3 protein-coding genes are annotated in these 17,231 nt (G+C 64.7%); 2 read left to right on the top strand and 1 reads right to left on the bottom strand.

What is annotated here, in order from left to right:
- Positions 1-379: 379 nt before the first annotated feature.
- Entirely contained in the window at positions 380-1,333 is a 954-nt protein-coding gene (locus AC07XM_RS29450) for a siderophore-interacting protein (protein WP_060519301.1), read from the bottom strand.
- Between the two features lie 184 nt (positions 1,334-1,517).
- Here AC07XM_RS29450 and AC07XM_RS29455 point away from each other — a divergent pair, with 184 nt between their 5' ends.
- Both AC07XM_RS29455 and AC07XM_RS29460 read left to right on the top strand, forming a co-directional pair.
- Positions 1,518-15,773, top strand: a complete 14,256-nt coding sequence (locus tag AC07XM_RS29455) for a non-ribosomal peptide synthetase (RefSeq protein ID WP_102689647.1) — start codon at positions 1,518-1,520, stop codon at positions 15,771-15,773.
- 1 nt (position 15,774) lies between these two features.
- Positions 15,775-17,231 (top strand): condensation domain-containing protein (locus tag AC07XM_RS29460; RefSeq protein ID WP_495046064.1); only part of this gene is annotated, 1,457 nt, incomplete at its 3' end.

Genomic DNA, 17,231 nt, shown 5'->3' on the forward strand with positions numbered 1-17,231 from the left:
TGCCCCGCGAACACCGGCAAAGCCGGTGCCATACACAGCGTTGCCTGCTTCGCGGGACAAGCCCGCTCCCACACCAGGCACTGTTCTCTGCGTGACAGCGCAGCCTATAGGGGATGAGTGGCCTCCCACAAAGTCACCGCTAAATCAGTCAATCAAAGTGTGTTCCATGAGAGATCACCCAGCCCTTCCGGGCTGCGCTGTCGCGCAGCAAACAGGATGCGCATGACGCCAGCTGTGCACCGGCGTTGATCCCTGTCGGCACAGCTTGCTGTGCCCACCTACAGAAGACTGAACACTTCGTCGCCATTGACCCCGCGCACCTGTGTGATAGAGGCTGCCTTGCCGGCGAAAGGCGCAAAGCGCCCCCGGCTAGTTCCAGTCAATCAAAGGTCCGCCCGGCCCGCCAATAGCCCATCAAGGTCAGGCACTCGCGCGGCAACCCGCGCTCCTTGATCAGGTAGCGGCGAATATCCATGACGGTCGCCGATTCCCCTGCCACCCAGGCATGAAACGCACTGTTGGCGCTACTGGCCTGCTCCCACAGTATCCGTGTATCGATATCCACCTCTTCCAGCTTCACTCGCGGTGCGGCTTGCCCCTGCGGCAGGCTGGCCAGTTCGCGCACGGCATGCTGCATGGCCTGGCCATGCTCGCAATTGAGCAACTCGCGGGGCAACCAGTGAAGGTCGGTGGCGCTGCCATGGTGCAAAGGCAGGCAGTCAGCCTCCAGCGGTACCTCGATGAATGCCTGCACCGCCAATCCGGGCTGGTCGTCGGCCAGTTGCTCAAGAATCCCGGCAATTGCCGGCAGCGCGGTTTCGTCACCGACCAACAGTATGTGGCGCACACCCTGTGGCGGTTTCCATTCATAGCCACCGGTGTCGCCCTCATAGGCCAGGTTGGGCGCCACCATCTGCAAGCTGTCACCCACCTGCGCGTGGGTAGCCCAGGCCGAAGCGGGGCCGTTGACGCCATGCAGCACGAAATCGATATCCACTTCCAGCGCCTCGCGGCGCAGGGCGCGGATGGTGTAGGTGCGCATGGGCGGGCGCTGGTCTGCCGGCAAGGCGCTGTGGGCAGCCTTCCAGTGCCGCTCGTTGCTCAGGTTTGGCCGTGAGCCGTCGGGCGCGGGAAACAGCAGCTTGACCCGCTGGTCCGGCGCCAATGTGGTCATTTCGGCAACATCCGGGCCGCTGAACACCAAGCGGGTCAGCGAAGGGCTGAGCGCGATCCGCCGCTTCAGTTGCACATCGAAAATCCGGTAGCTGGGCTGTTTGCCGGGCAGCGCTTGAGTGACCCGCTTGCGCAGGGTGTTGGCCAGGGTGGAGAGCATCGCGAGGGCCGCCTTCTGGAGAATGGGTATGACGTTCAGACGAGTCGCCCACCCGGCGATTTAATCGGGCAGCCCGGGCGGTCGTCGGTGGCCGGGGCTTTGGCTAAATCAGCTCGCGGTTGTTTCGTCTTTGAGGGATGACTGGGCCCTGTGGTCCCGCTTCCTATCGCTAAGGACGCATCGCATGAATGCCGAAAACTCGTTGAAACTCGCTCGCCGCTTTATCGAACTGCCGCCGGAAAAACGCCGTTTGTTCCTGGCTGGGCTACAGGCAGAGGGCGTCGACTTTTCCGTGTTTCCGATCCCTGCCGATGTCGCCTGCGATGACCGCGACGGGTTGTCCTACGCCCAGCGACGCATGTCGTTTCTCTGGCAGCTGGACCCGCAGGGCGCGGCCTACAACCTGCCCATGGCCGTGCGCCTGAAGGGCGAGCTCGACCGCGCAGCCCTGCAGCAGGCGTTCGATCGCCTGGTCGCGCGCCACGAGAGCCTGCGTACGCGCCTGCGCACCCAGGGCGAGCACCTGTACCAGGAAGTTGTCGCCGCACAGGCCGTCGCCATCGTCGAGCATGACCTCACCGCCCTGGCGGTGGCGCAGCGCGAGGCCCGTGTCGCGGCTCTGGCTGAAGCCGAAGCGCAGGCACCTTTCAACCTGCTGCAGGGGCCACTGCTGCGCGTGACCCTGCTGCAACTGGCCACCGACGAGCACGTGCTGCTGCTCACCCTGCACCACATCGTTGCCGACGGCTGGTCGCTGAACGTGCTGATCGACGAGTTCGTGCGCTTGTACGATGCGGCCTGTCAGCGCAGCGAAGCGACCCTGCCGGCTCTGCCCATCCAGTACCGAGACTACGCGCTGTGGCAACGCAGCTGGCTGGAAGCCGGTGAGCAGGAGCGTCAGCTGAACTACTGGCGCGACAAGCTGGGCGATGATCATGCCGTACTGGAACTGCCGTTCGACCATCCACGTGTCGGGGCACCGAGCCACCGCGGTGCGCGGCGCGAGTTGCAGGTCGATCCGGCGCTTGCCGGGCGCCTCAGGGCGCTGGCCAGTGCCCAGGGCGTCACCCTGTTCATGGTGCTTCTGGCGTCGTTCAAGCTGCTGCTGCAACGCTACAGTGGCCAGCGCGCAATCCGCGTCGGCGTTCCGGTCGCCAACCGTCACCGTACAGAAGTCGAGGGCTTGATCGGCTGCTTCATCAACACCCAGGTGCTGCATACCGATATCGACCCGCTCATGAGCGTGAGCCAGCTGCTCGGCCGGGTCAAGGACACCGCCCTGGGAGCCCAGGCGCACCAGGACCTGCCGTTCGAGCGCCTGGTCGAGGCGCTTGAACTCGATCGCAGCAGCGCGCAAAGCCCGTTGTTCCAGGTGCTGTTCAACCATCAGGCGGCTATCGCCGACGCCGGTCAGGTCCGTCTGGGTAACGCGCTGACGCTGGAAAAAGTCGCCTTGGACAAGCACAGCGCTCGCTTCGACCTTGCCCTCGACACCTACGAAAGCGCCGGGCGTCTGCATGCTGTGTTCACCTATGCGCTGGATGTCTTCGAAGAAGCCACCATCATTGGTTTCGGCGAGGATTGGCTGCGACTGCTCGACGGGCTGAGCCAACCGTCCGCCACCCCGGTTGGCGAGCTGCCCTTGGCGACTCAGGCGTCGCACGGGGAGCAGCAGCAAGCTGCCGGAACGCCAGAGCCTGAGTTGTGCATCCATCACCTGATTGAAACGGCCGCCAGCCACAACCTGCAGGGCCTGGCAGCGAGCGGCGACGCCGGTCGGCTAAGCTATGCCACCTTGCAGGCACGCTCGGATGCCCTGGCTCAGGTACTGCTGGCGCGTGGCATACAGGTGGACCAGCGGGTCGGTGTGGTGGCCGACCGGTCCTGCGAAATGCTCATCGCCATGCTGGCCGTGCTCAAGGCTGGGGCGGCCTACCTGCCGCTGGACCCTGAGCAGCCCCAGTCGCGCATCGACTTCATGCTTGCCGATAGCGCGGTCAGCTGGGTACTTGGCCGAGCCGGGCAGATCAGCCTGCCGCAAGGCGTTGCGGCAATCGACGTGGAAGGTGACTACCCCTCGGTTTCGGCGCCCAAGGTGGCGGTGGGTGCAGACAACCTTGCCTATGTCATCTACACCTCCGGCACCACTGGCAAGCCCAAGGGCGTCGCGGTCAGCCATGGCGCCTTGGTCAACTATGTGCGCGGCGTGAGTCAACGCCTGCCAATGGACGAGATCGGTAGCCTGGCGATGGTCACCACGCCGGCGGCCGACCTTGGCCACACCATGCTGTTCGGTGCGCTGTGCTACGGCAAGACCCTGCACATGCTGCCCAAGGAGACGGTGCTCGATGCCGAGGTCTTCGCCGCCTACCTGCAGACGCATGCCATCGATGCACTGAAGATCGTCCCCTCGCACTTGCAGGCCATGCTCGCTGCGGGTGCCCAGGCTTTGCCGCGGCGTTGCCTGGTGGTTGGGGGTGAAGCCTGTAGCCCAGCACTTCTGAGCCGGATCAAGGGATTGGCGCCCGGCCTCGACGTGATCAACCACTACGGCCCCACCGAAACCACGGTCGGTGTGCTTACTCATGCCCTGCAGGAGCGGCCGCTGCTCGGCCAACCCCTGCAAAACCTGCGCGCCCATGCGCTGGACAGTTGCCTTAACCCCGTGCCCGGCAAGGCCAGGGGGGAGCTCTATATCGCCGGTGCAGGGCTTGCTCGTGGTTACCTGGGCCAGGCGGCGCTCACGGCCGAGCGCTTCGTGCCCGACCCCAGTGGCTGCAAGGGTGCGAGGATGTACCGTACCGGCGACTGGGTACGCCTGAACGCTGACGGCGAACGGGTTTTCGCCGGACGTATCGATGGCCAGGTGAAAATCCGCGGCTATCGCGTCGAGCTGGCCGAGATCGATACCTGCCTGCGGCAGTTGCCGGGCATCGAAAGCGCCGTTGTGCGAGTCGTTGGCGAAGACGCCGATCGGCAGCTGGCCGCCTACCTGGTCCCGCAGCACTGGGCCGCACAGGACGAAGCCCGTCAAGCCGTGGTCGACAGCATTCGGGCAGCGCTGAAGCGGGCCTTGCCCGAGCATCTGGTGCCGCATTACCTGATGCTGCTGGAGCGTCTGCCAGTGACCCTCAACGGCAAGGTCGACGTCAGGGCGCTGCCTGAACCGGTCGCTGTCACGGCCGTTTACCGGGCGCCCGAAACACCCCTGCAAATGCAGGTCGCGGCCATCTGGGCCGACGTGCTGCAACAGACCCAGGTCGGCCTCGACGACAATTTCTTCGCCTTGGGTGGGCATTCGTTGCTGGCTACCCAGGTGGTCTCGCGGATCAGGCAGCAACTGCGCCTGGACGTGGCTTTGCGGGTGCTGTTCGACACTGCCGACCTGTCCAGTTTTGCCGAAGCTTTGCAAGGCCTGGAGCAGGTCGCCGGGGGCGATATCCAGGTCCTGGACCGGGCGCTGCCGCTGCAGGTTTCGCATGCTCAGTATCGCCAGTGGATGTTCTGGAAGCTGCACCCGCAAAGCACCGCCTACAACACCCCCCTGGCCATACGCTTGCACGGCGAGGTGGACCGGGCCGCCATGCAGGCCGCATTCGATGCACTGGTCATGCGCCATGAATCCCTGCGTACGGTCTTCGAGGAGCATGACGGCATTCCCCGCCAGCGCATACTGCCCGCAGCGTCGGCAATCATTGAATTCCATGACCTCAGTTCGGCGGATGGCCGGGCGCTGCAGCAGCGCATACAGGAAGAAGCGCTCACGCCCTTTGACCTCGAGCAGGGTCCGCTGATCCGGGTCAAGGTGTTCCAGGGCGGGCCGCAGGAGCAGGTGCTGACCGTGCTGTTGCACCACATTGTCTCGGACGGCTGGTCCATGAGCGTCATGGTCCGCGAGCTGGCGGGCGTCTACAACGCCCACACCACCGGGCGGCCGCTTGAACGCCAGGCGCTGGCGGTGCAATACGCCGATTACGCCGCCTGGCAGCGTGAACGCCTGGCCTCGGGGGAGCTGCAGGCCCAGCTGGCATTCTGGAAAGCCACGCTGGCAGACGATTTCGCAGTACTCGAGCTACCCGCCGACCGTATTCGGCCTCAGGCCCAAAGCTATCGTGGCGGGCGCGTGGATGTGCTGCTGCCTGCCGCACTCACGGCCGATCTGCAACGCTTGGCGGTTGCCGCCAATGCCACGCTGTTCCATGTGTTCCTGGCTTCGTTCGCACTGCTGCTGTCGCGCTACAGCGGGCGCGAAACGCTCAACATCGGCATCCCGGTGACCAACCGCAATCGCCTTGAGCTGGAAGGGCTGATCGGTTTCTTCGTCAACACGCTGGTCGCGCGCGTGGCGGTCGACCCGTTGCAGTCTTTCAGCCACTTGTTGCTGGCGGTCAAAGAGACCACCCTGCAGGCTCAGGCGAACAAGGACATCCCCTTCGATGTACTGGTGGAAGCGCTCAAGCCCGAGCGGGGGTTGGGCCACAACCCGCTGTTCCAGGTCATGTACAACCACCTGAGCATTCTTGGCGAGCGGGTCTCCGGCGACAGCGTGCAAGGGCTGAGCGTCGAGGAGGTCGAGCTGGTCGAGCACACCACGCAGTTCGATCTGTCGCTGGACACCCTCGAACGCAGCGATGGCGTGATCGCCTCCTTCGGCTATGCATCGGACCTGTTCGACGTCGAGCGTATCGAGCGCCTGGCATCGGTCTGGGTCAACCTGCTGGGTGCACTGGCCAGTGAGGCGGCATTGCCGGTCGCCGAGCTGCCTCTGCTCACAGCCGCACAGCACAAGCTGGCAGCCCAGGCCATCGACCCGGCCCCCTTGCGTTTCGCCGAACACCTTGGCGTGCACCAGCTGTTCGAGGCGCAGGCCCAGCGCGCGCCGCAGGCCACAGCGCTGGTCCTTGATGATCAGGCGCTGACTTACCAGGCACTCAACCGCCGCGCCAACCAGCTGGCCCACAAGTTGCGCGAACTGGGCGTGGGGCCGGATGTGCGTGTCGGCATCGCCGTGGAACGCAGCCTGGACATGGTGGTGGGCCTGCTGGGCATCCTCAAGGCCGGTGCTGCCTATGTGCCGCTCGACCCGCAATACCCGCAGGAACGCTTGCGTTTCATGATGCAGGACAGCGGCATTCACTTGCTCCTGACCCAGCCTCACCTGACACCGACGCTACCGATTCCCCCGGCAGTGACCTGCCTGCAGATGCAGGCGGATGAGCAATGGCTGGCCCAGTACAGCGCAGCCAACCCGGTGAACCTCACCGTCGCCGACAACCTTGCCTATGTGATCTACACCTCCGGGTCCACCGGCAAGCCCAAAGGTGTGGCCGTCGCTCATCGGGAACTGTCGGTGTTCTGCAGCGTGGCGGCCGATTATTCGCGGCTCGACGCCAGTGATCGGGTGCTGCAGTTCGCCACGGTCAACTTCGATGGCTTCGTCGAGCAGCTGTACCCGGCCCTGTGTTGCGGTGCGCGGGTTGTCATGCGCGGACCGCAGTTGTGGGACATTGAAACCCTCCAGCAGGCCATCGTTACCCACGGCATCACCGTGGCGGACCTGACAACCGCCTACTGGCGCATGCTGGCTGCGCAAAAGCTGCCCGCCGGCGCCTGCGCGTCGCTGCGCCAGGTGCACGTGGGCGGTGAAGCCATGCCGATGGAAAGCCTGGGCGACTGGTGCGCCAGTGGCCTGCAGCAGGCTCGTCTGCTCAATACCTATGGGCCTACCGAAGCGACCGTGGTAACCACGGTGCAGGACTGCGCAGGCTTGCAGCCCGGTGCCGGTGGCAAGGCCATTGTGCCCATCGGCCGAGCGGTGGGGGGGAGGGTGACGTACGTCTGTGACGATGGCCTGGCCTTGGCCCCGGTCGGTTGGGTGAACGAATTGCTGATCGGTGGCCGGGGCTGCCTAGCCCGCGGCTATTTCAACCGCCCGGGGTTGACCGCCGAGCGGTTCATTCCCGACCCGTTCGACCCGGTCGGCGGCGGGCGCCTGTACCGTACCGGCGATCTGGCGAGCTACCGCGTCGATGGTGTTCTCGACTATGTGGGGCGCATCGACCATCAAGTCAAGATTCGCGGCCTGCGCATCGAAATGGGCGAGATCGAAGCGCGGCTGCAAGAGCACGCCATGGTGCGCGAAGCGCAGGTGATCGACATCGACGGGCCCACCGGCAAGCAACTGGTCGCCTACCTGGTGATAGAGGGCGGTGTCGAGCAGCAGGATGCGTTGCGCGAAAACCTGGCAAGCCACCTCAAGGCCGCATTGCCGGACTACATGGTGCCGGCGCACCTGATGTTCCTCAGCGAGTTGCCGCTGACGCCTAACGGCAAGCTTGACCGCAAGGCGCTGCCAAAGCCCGACCTGGGCCGCGACCAGCCTGCCTACGTGCCCGCGCGCAGCGAACGCGAAAGACAGATCGCGGCTATCTGGGCGCAGGTGCTCAAGGTTGAGCGCATCGGTCTGACCGATCATTTCTTCGAACTGGGCGGGCATTCGTTGCTGGCCACCCAGGTCACCTCGCGTATCCGCCAGGTACTGGGCCTGGAAATCCCCCTGCGCACGCTGTTCGAAGCCCCGGTGCTGGCTGATTTCGTGGCGCTGACCGGGCAAGGGACGGACGCGCCGGCCCCGGCGTTGCAGCCGGTCGACCGCGCGCAGCCGTTAGCCTTGTCCTACGCCCAGCAGCGGCAGTGGTTCTTCTGGCAGATGGCACCCGAAAGCACCGCCTACAACATGGCCACGGTTCTGCGCCTGCGTGGCGATCTGGATGTAGAAGCACTGCGCCTGAGCTTTGAAGCGTTGATCGCGCGACACGAGACCCTGCGTACGACCTTCCGCCAGGTGGGTGACCATGCCCTGCAAGTGATCCATCCGCCGCAGCCGTTCAACCTGCCAAGCGAAGAGGTCGAACTGTGCCAGGGGGATGAGCAGGCGGCGCTGCTCAAGCGCCTGGTCGAGGCAGAAACGCAATGCCCCTTCGACCTGGAGCACGGGCCGTTGCTGCGGGTAAAACTGTTGCGCGTGGCGGAGGATGACCATGTCCTCGTACTGACCTTGCACCATATCGTCTCTGACGGCTGGTCGATGCCGGTGATGGTCGATGAGCTGGTGCAGTTGTACCAAGGGCTGTGCAGTGGGCAAACAGTCGAGCTGCCTGAGCTGCCCATCCAGTACGCCGACTACGCCGTATGGCAGCGGCAGTGGATGGAGGCGGGTGAGCGGGAGCGCCAGCTGGCCTACTGGAAAGGCCAGCTGGGAGACCGGCAACCGGTGCTTGAACTGCCTGGCGATCGCCCACGCCCGGCGACCCAGGACTTTGCCGGCGCCAGCGTCGCCATCGACCTGGATCGCGACCTCGTGCACGCGCTCAAGGCATTGGCCCAGCAGCAGGGCGTCAGCCTGTTCATGCTGCTGTTGGCCAGTTTCCAGACCCTGTTGCACCGCTATTCGGGCCAGGACGATATTCGCGTGGGGGTACCGATCGCTAACCGCAATCGCCTGGAAACCGAGCGCCTGATCGGCTTCTTCGTCAATACCCAGGTGCTCAAGGCCGACTTCGACCTGCACACCACCTTCAGCCAGCTGCTCGAACAGACGCGCCAGACCGCCCTGGCGGCCCAGGCTCATCAGGATTTGCCGTTCGAGCAGTTGGTCGAGGCGCTGCACCCCGAACGCAGCCTGAGCCACAGCCCGCTGTTCCAGGCGCTCTACAATCACCAGACCGAACCCCAGGGGCAAGCGCGCAGCTTGCCTGGGCTGGAAGTTGAAGGCCTGGCCTGGGAGCGCTATACCGCACAGTTCGACCTGACCCTTGACACCTTCGAGCACGCCGACGGACTGGGCGCCTCGCTGGTCTACGCCACGTCGCTGTTCGACCGTGCGCGCATCGAGGCGCTGGCGCAGCACTGGTGCAACCTGCTGGCCGACATCGTGCGTCAACCCCAGCAGCGCGTCGCCGAGCTGGCGATGCTGGGCAGCGAGGAGCGCGAGCAGCTGTTGGCGGCATGGGACCAGACCGGCGACGACTATCCGGACGACCGTTTCGTCCATCAACTGTTCGCCGACCAGGTCGCCCGCACGCCGGACGCCGTCGCCATCCGCTTCGACGATCAACGCCTGAGCTACCGCCAGCTCGATGCACAGGCCAATCGCCTGGCGCACCGCCTGATCGAGCAAGGTGTCGGCCCCGAGGTCAGGGTCGTCATCGCCATGCGCCGCTCTACCGACATCATGGTGGCGTTCATGGCGGTACTCAAGGCAGGTGGCGTGTATGTACCGCTGGACATCGCCTATCCCCAGGACCGCCTGCGCTACATGATGCAGGACTGCGCCGCCGCCTTGGTGCTGACCCAGAGCGATGTGCTGGGCACGCTGCCGATCCCCGAGGGTTTGCCAACGTTGGCGGTGGACCTGCCGGCTGCCTGGCAGCAAGGCCCGGACACGCCACCCGAGGTGGCGCTGTCCAGGCACAACCTTGCCTATGTGATCTACACCTCCGGCTCGACCGGCATGCCCAAGGGTGTTGCAGTGGCGCATGGGCCTTTGGCCTCGCACATCCTGGCCAACGGTGAGCGCTATGAAACCGGCCCGCAGGATTGCGAGCTGCACTTCATGTCATTCGCCTTCGACGGTGCCCATGAGGCCTGGATGCACCTGCTGATCAACGGCGCCAGTGTGCTGGTGCGCGATGACAGCCTGTGGCTGCCCGAGCAGGCCTACGCCGAAATGCACCGGCATGGCGTGACCATTGCGGTGTTCCCGCCGGTGTATCTGCAACAGCTGGCCGAGCATGCTCTGCGCGTGGGCAACCCGCCACCGGTGCGCATCTACTGCTTTGGCGGTGATGCCGTACCGCAAGCCGGTTATGAGCTGGCCTGGCAGGCGCTGCGCCCGCAATACATCTTCAACGGCTACGGGCCGACCGAAACCGTGGTCACACCGCTGCTCTGGAACGCGTCGCCAGGCGATGCCTGCGGTGCGGCCTATGCCCCTATCGGCCGACTGGTCGGGCGCCGCCGCAGTTATGTCCTCGACGCCAGCCTCAACCTGGTGCCGTTGGGCCACAGTGGCGAGTTGTTCCTTGGCGGGCTGTGCCTGGCGCGTGGCTATCTCGACCGCCCAGGGCTGACCGCCGAACGCTTCGTCCCCGACCCGTTCGCTGCGAACGGCGAGCGCGTGTACCGCAGCGGTGACCTGACCCGCACCCGGGCCGACGGTTTGGTCGACTATCTGGGCCGTATCGACCATCAGGTGAAGATCCGTGGTTTTCGCATCGAGCTTGGCGAGATCGAGGCGCGGTTGCAGGGTCACCCGGCAGTGCGCGAAAGCGTGGTCATCGACATCCAGGGCCCAGGGGGCAAGCAGTTGGCCGCGTATCTGGTCTGCGCGGATGTGCAACTTCACGACCTGCAGGGGCAAAGCCTGCTGCGCAGCGCGCTGCGCGATCACCTCAAGGGGACCTTGCCGGACTACATGGTGCCCACCCACCTGGTATTTCTCGACACGTTGCCGCTCACGCCCAATGGCAAGCTGGACCGCAAGGGCCTGCCCAAGCCTGACGTCAGCCAGCTGCAGCAGGTGTACGTCGCACCTCGAAACGCGCTGGAACAGACCATTGCCGGGATCTGGGCGGATGTGCTGAAAGTCGACAAGGTGGGGCTGTCGGACAACTTCTTCGAACTGGGTGGTGATTCCATCATTTCGATCCAGGTGGTCAGCCGCGCCCGTCAGGCGGGCATTCGCTTCACCCCCAAAGAGCTGTTCCAGCACCAGACCGTTCAAGGGCTGGCCTCAGTCGCCCGGCAAGGGGACGAAGGTGGGTTGATGATCGAACAGACGGCTGCAACTGGCCAGACGCTGCTGCTGCCGATCCAGCAATCGTTCTTCGAGCAGGACATTGCCCAGCGCCACCACTGGAACCAGGCGCTGTTGCTCAAGGCAGGCCAGGCGCTCGACAGCCAGGTGCTGGAACGGGCCCTTCAGGCCCTGGTGATCCACCATGATGCGCTGCGCCTGCGCTTCGATTGTGCAGCGGGCGAGTGGGCGGCACATTACGGCTCGCCCGACCCACAGCAAGGTCTGCTCTGGCAGGCTACGGTGGCCGATGCCCAAGCCCTCGAAGCGTTGTGCGATGAAGTCCAAGGCAGCCTCGACCTGCAGCGTGGCCCTTTGCTGCGGGCATTGCTGGCAACCCTCGAAGATGGCAGCCAGCGCTTGTTGCTGGCAATTCATCACCTGGTGGTGGACGGGGTCTCCTGGCGTGTGCTGCTCGAAGACCTGCAAACCGCCTACAGCCAGTTGCACGCCGGCCAGCCACTCGACCTGCCCGCCAAGACCAGCTCGACCCAAGCGTGGGCCGGCCACCTGCAGACCTACGCACGTAGCGAATCGCTGCAGGCGCAGCTGCCTTACTGGCAGGCGCAACTCGACCAGACTGATGCCGAACTGCCTTGCGACAACCCGGGTGGCTCGTTGCATGGCATGCATGTCGGCACCGCCCGCACCCGTCTCGGCGCGGTCAGTACCCGGCAACTGCTGCAACAGGCGCCTGCTGCCTACCGGACGCAGGTCAACGACTTGCTGCTGACCGCGCTGGCCCGCGTCATCGCACGCTGGACCCAGCGCAGCGACGTGCTCGTGCAGTTGGAGGGGCATGGTCGTGAAGACTTGTTCGATACCCTGGACCTCACGCGGACCGTGGGTTGGTTCACCAGCGTGTTCCCGGTACGGCTGAGCCCGGAGCAGACACTGGGTGCATCGATCAAGCGGATCAAGGAGCAGCTGCGGGCGATCCCGGACAAAGGCATCGGCTACGGTGCCTTGCGCTACCTGGGTGATGACCAGGCTCGAGCGGCGCTTGCGCAGTTGCCGCCCCCACGCATCACCTTCAACTACCTGGGGCAGTTCGACGGCAGCTTCACGCCGGCCTCCGGCGCCGAGGCCCCGGCATTCCTGGTGCCAGCCGACGAAAGCGCCGGGGCCAGCCAGAGCCACGAGGCGCCGCTGGACAACTGGTTGTCGATCAATGGTCAGGTCTATGCCGGTGAGCTGAGCCTTGAGTGGACCTACAGCCGCGACATGTTCGACGTCGGTACGGTGCAACACCTGGCCGACCAGTTTGCCGCCGAGCTCGAGGCGATCGTCGCCCATTGCCTGGAGGATGCCCAGGCGGGTCTGACCCCTTCGGACGTTCCGCTGGCCGGGCTTACCCACGCCCAACTGGACAGCCTGCCGATCCCGGCGGCGCAAATCGAAGACCTCTATCCCCTGGCACCCATGCAGCAGGGCATGCTGTTCCACAGCCTGTTCGAGCAAGGCGGCGGCCATTACATCAACCAGATGCGCGTCGACGTCAAAGGGCTCGATGTGCCACGCTTCAGGCTCGCATGGCAGGCCGCCGTCGACCGCCATGAAGTGCTACGGGCCAACTTCGTGACCTGCTTCGAGCACCCTCTGCAGGTGGTCCGCAAGCAGCTCGAGCTGCCGTTCACGTACCTGGACTGGGTGGGCGTCGCCGAGCAGGGCGCGGCCCTGGACCGTTGGGCCGATGCAGACCTGCGCAAGGGCTTCGACCTGCAGCATGACCCCCTGCTGCGTCTGGCGGTGATCCGCACCAGCGAAGCATCCTGCCATCTGGTCTTCACCAGCCATCACATTCTGATGGATGGCTGGAGCAATGCGCAGTTGCTCGGTGAGGTGCTCCAGGCCTACGCCGGGCTGCCGAACGGCGGGCTGACGGGCCGCTATCGCGACTACATCCAATGGCTGCACCGCCAGGACCCCGTGCAGGCCCAAGCTTTCTGGCAGCAGCAGCTGCATGAGCTGAGTGAGCCTACGCGCCTGGCGCTGGCCATGGGTCAGGACAAAGCCGGGCTGGGCGCAGGCTACGGCGAACACCAGCAGCGCTTGAGCGAACAGCAGACGCAGGCGCTGGGTGCCTTTGCCCGGCAGCAGCGAGTGACCGTCAATACCCTGGTGCAGGCGGCATGGCTACTGCTTCTGCAGCGTTACACCGGGCAATCGTGCGTGAGCTTCGGCGCGACGGTGTCCGGTCGCCCGGCAGAGCTGCGTGGTGTGGAGCAACAGCTGGGGCTGTTCATCAACACTTTGCCGGTGGCCGCCAGCCCGCGCCCGCAGCAGCGTGTGGCGCAGTGGGTGCAGCAACTGCAGGCGCAGAACCTGGCGCTGCGCGAGTACGAGCACAGCCCCTTGTACGAGATTCAGCGCTGGGCCGGATCGGGTGGTGAAGGGCTGTTCGATACCCTGCTGGTGTTCGAGAACTACCCGGTCGGCGATGCGCTGCAGCAGAGTGCACCCGCCGGGCTCGCGTTCGGCAACGTGCACGGCCATGAGCAGTCGAGCGTGCCGCTGACCCTGGCGATTAGCGCAGGTGCGCAGCTGTCGGTGCACTACAGCTATGACCGGCAGTGTTTCACCCAGGAAAGCATCGCGCAGATCGCCCGTCACTTCGGTACGTTGTTGCAGGCGCTGGTCGAGGACCCGCAACAGGTGATCGCTCAACTGCCTTTGTTCGACGCACAGGAGCGCCAGGCAATCATCCACGACTGGAATCGGGCGCCTGCCAATCATCGCCCCGATCAATGCCTGCACCAGCTGATCGAAGCCCAGGCCGCGCGGACGCCGGAGGCCATCGCGGTGGTGTCGGGTGAGCGGACGCTCAGCTACAGACAGCTCAATCGGCGCGCCAATCAGCTGGCGCACAAGCTGCGCGAGCAGGGCGTGGGGCCAGATGTAATGGTAGGGATCGCTGTGGATCGTGGTCTGGAAATGGTCATCGGCCTTCTGGGCATCCTCAAGGCGGGAGGCGCCTATGTGCCGCTGGACCCTGAGTATCCAGAGGATCGCCTGGCCTACATGATGAGCGATAGCGGTATCAACCTGTTGCTGACCCAGTCACATCTGCTCGCCCGCTTACCGCTGCCCGAGGGTGTCGAGCCGCTGCTCCTGGAGCCATTCCCGGGCTACAGCGAAGCTAACCCGGTCAACTTCACGCAACCGGCAAACCTGGCTTACGTGATCTACACCTCGGGGTCTACCGGCAAGCCTAAAGGCACCTTGTTGCCCCATCACAACGTCGTGCGCCTGTTCCAGGCAACCCGGCACTGGTTCTGCTTCGACAGCCAGGATGTCTGGAGCGTGTTCCATTCCTATGCGTTCGATTTTTCTGTCTGGGAACTGTTCGGTGCGCTGGTGCATGGGGCCAAGGCAGTGATCGTGGCCAAGGACGTGGCCCGATCGCCCGCCGACTTCCATGCCTTGTTGGTGCGTGAGCAGGTCACGGTACTCAACCAGACACCCTCGGCGTTCAAGCAACTGATCTCGCACGCCTGCGCACAGCCACAGGGTCAGGCCGAGCTTTCCCTGCGCTATATCGTGTTTGGCGGCGAAGCACTGGACGTCGGGAGCCTGGCACCGTGGTTCAACCACTTCGGCGACAGCCAGCCGACCTTGATCAACATGTACGGCATTACAGAAACCACCGTGCACGTCACCTATCGGCCAGTGTGTCGCGAGGATCTGCAGCGCGATGGCGTCAGCCCCATCGGTGAGGTGATTCCGGATCAGTCGCTGTACCTGCTCGATGCTGACTTCAACATCGCCGCGCCCGGTTGTCATGGCGAACTGCACGTTGGCCAGGCCGGTCTCGCCCGTGGCTATCACCGGCGTGCGTCGCTCACCGCGGAGCGCTTCGTACCCGACCCATTCGATGGCAGCGAGCAGGGCGGTGGTCGGCTCTACCGCACCAGCGATCTGGCACGCTATCGCATGCAGGGTGCGATCGAGTATGCGGGGCGCATCGATCATCAGGTGAAGGTCCGAGGTTTCCGTATCGAGCTGGGCGAGATCGAGGCCAGGCTGCAGGAGCATTCGCAAGTCCGCGAAGCGGTGGTGCTCGCCCTGGATGGCCCAAGCGGTACGCAACTGGTTGCCTATCTGATCCCTGCCCAGGCACCCACGGCAGCGTTGCGCGACAGCCTGCGCGAGCACCTTAAAGCGACGTTGCCCGAGCACATGGTGCCCGCCCACCAGGTGTTTTTGGAGTCGCTGCCCCTTACGGCAAACGGCAAGCTCGATCGGCGGGCCTTGCCCAGCCCTGATGCCACGCAGCTGCAGCAGCTGTTCGTCGCACCGCAAACCCCGCTGGAGCAGGACGTTGCGGCGATCTGGGCCGATGTACTGAAGCTTGAAAGGGTCGGCCTCAACGACAACTTCTTCGAGCTGGGCGGGCATTCGCTGCTGGCTGTGCAGGCCACCCAGCGCGTGCAGTTGCTGCTGGGGCTGGAGGTACCGCTTTCGGCCCTGTTCGCTGCCGGACGACTGGCGGACTACGTGGCGACGATGGCTGGCCTGGCGCCTGCCAGTGCAGCAGACGTCGATGAGTTGAGTGATTTCCTGGCAGAACTGGAGAGTGTTTGAAATGACGGCCCAGAACATCGAGCTGGTTAAACGGTTCCTGCATCTGCCATTGGAGCAGCGCAAGCAATTTTTTGAAAAGATGCAGTCCAAAGGCATGAGCTTCGCTCGGCTGCCGATTCCGCAGATACGCGACGAATGGGGCCCCATCGGCCTGTCGTACGCCCAGCGGCGACAGTGGTTTCTCTGGCAGTTCGAGCCGCAGAGCGCGGCCTACAACATCAGCATGGCCGTGCGTTTCAAGGGGGCGCTGGATGGCGACCTGCTGCAGCGCAGCCTTGAAGACCTGGTTCAACGCCATGAAAGCCTGCGTACTGCTTTTGCCCAGGACGCTGACCAGCCTGTTCAGGTCGTTGATCCACGCGTGCGGGTGGAAATAGTTCGGGAGCCTTTTGCAGAGGCGGGGGATTTCGCCGAGCGCCTGAAACGGCGTATCGAAGCAGAGGCCGGCCAACCCTTCGACCTGGGGCAGGCGCCCCTGTGGCGGGTGAGGCTGCTGCAGGTGGACGAGGCCGATCACGTACTGATCCTGGTCATGCACCATATCGTCTCCGATGGCTGGTCGATGCCGATACTGCTGGACGAGTGGATCCGCAGCTACGAGGGGCTTCGCCTCGGTCAGCCAGCATCGTTGCCGGCCCTGCCGATCCAGTATGCCGACTATGCCATCTGGCAGCGCCAATGCCTGGAAGCGGGCGAGCTGGAGCGTCAGCTGGCGTACTGGGAGGCCGAGCTGGGGGGTGAACAGCCGGTCCTGGAACTGCCGACCGACCATCCCCGGCCGGCCTTGCAGAGCCGGGCAGGGGCAAGCTTGGATATCCCCCTGGACGATGCACTGTGCGCCGCCCTCAAACAGCTGGCGCAGGATCAGGGCGTGACATTGTTCATGCTCCTGCTGGCCAGCTACCAGACCCTGCTGCATCGCTACAGCGGGCAGAACGACATCCGGGTCGGCATACCCACGGCCAATCGCAATCGTATGGAAACCGAAGGCCTGATCGGCTTTTTCGTCAACACCCAGGTACTCAAGGCCGAATTCGACCTGGGCACGACCTTCACTGACCTGCTCGAGCAGGTTCAGCGACGCGTCGCTGGCGCCCAGGCCCATCAGGACCTGCCGTTCGAGCAACTGGTCGAAGCCTTGCAACCCGAGCGCAGCCTCAGCCATAGCCCGCTGTTCCAGGTCATGTACAACCACCAGACCGAAGCACGCGGGCAGGCTCGGCAACTGCCTGGGCTGACTGTCGAGACCCTGGACTGGGAGCGCAGGACCGCGCAGTTTGATCTGACCCTGGAAACCGTGGAGCACGCGGCGGGGATCGCGGTAACGCTGACCTACGCCACCGCGCTGTTCGACGAAGCCACCATCGCCCAGCTCGCCGGGCACTGGCAGGGCCTGCTGGCCGCCATCGTCGCGCAGCCGCAGCAGCGCATCGCCGAGCTGCCACTGCTGAATGCCAC

Source organism: Pseudomonas sp. GW460-LB5 (assembly GCF_059423245.1).

Coding starts and splice junctions, on each gene's coding strand:
- AC07XM_RS29450 (WP_060519301.1), bottom strand. CDS start 1,333: ATGCTCTCCACCCTGGCCAACACCCTGCGCAAGCGGGTCACTCAAGCG.
- AC07XM_RS29455 (WP_102689647.1), top strand. CDS start 1,518: ATGAATGCCGAAAACTCGTTGAAACTCGCTCGCCGCTTTATCGAACTG.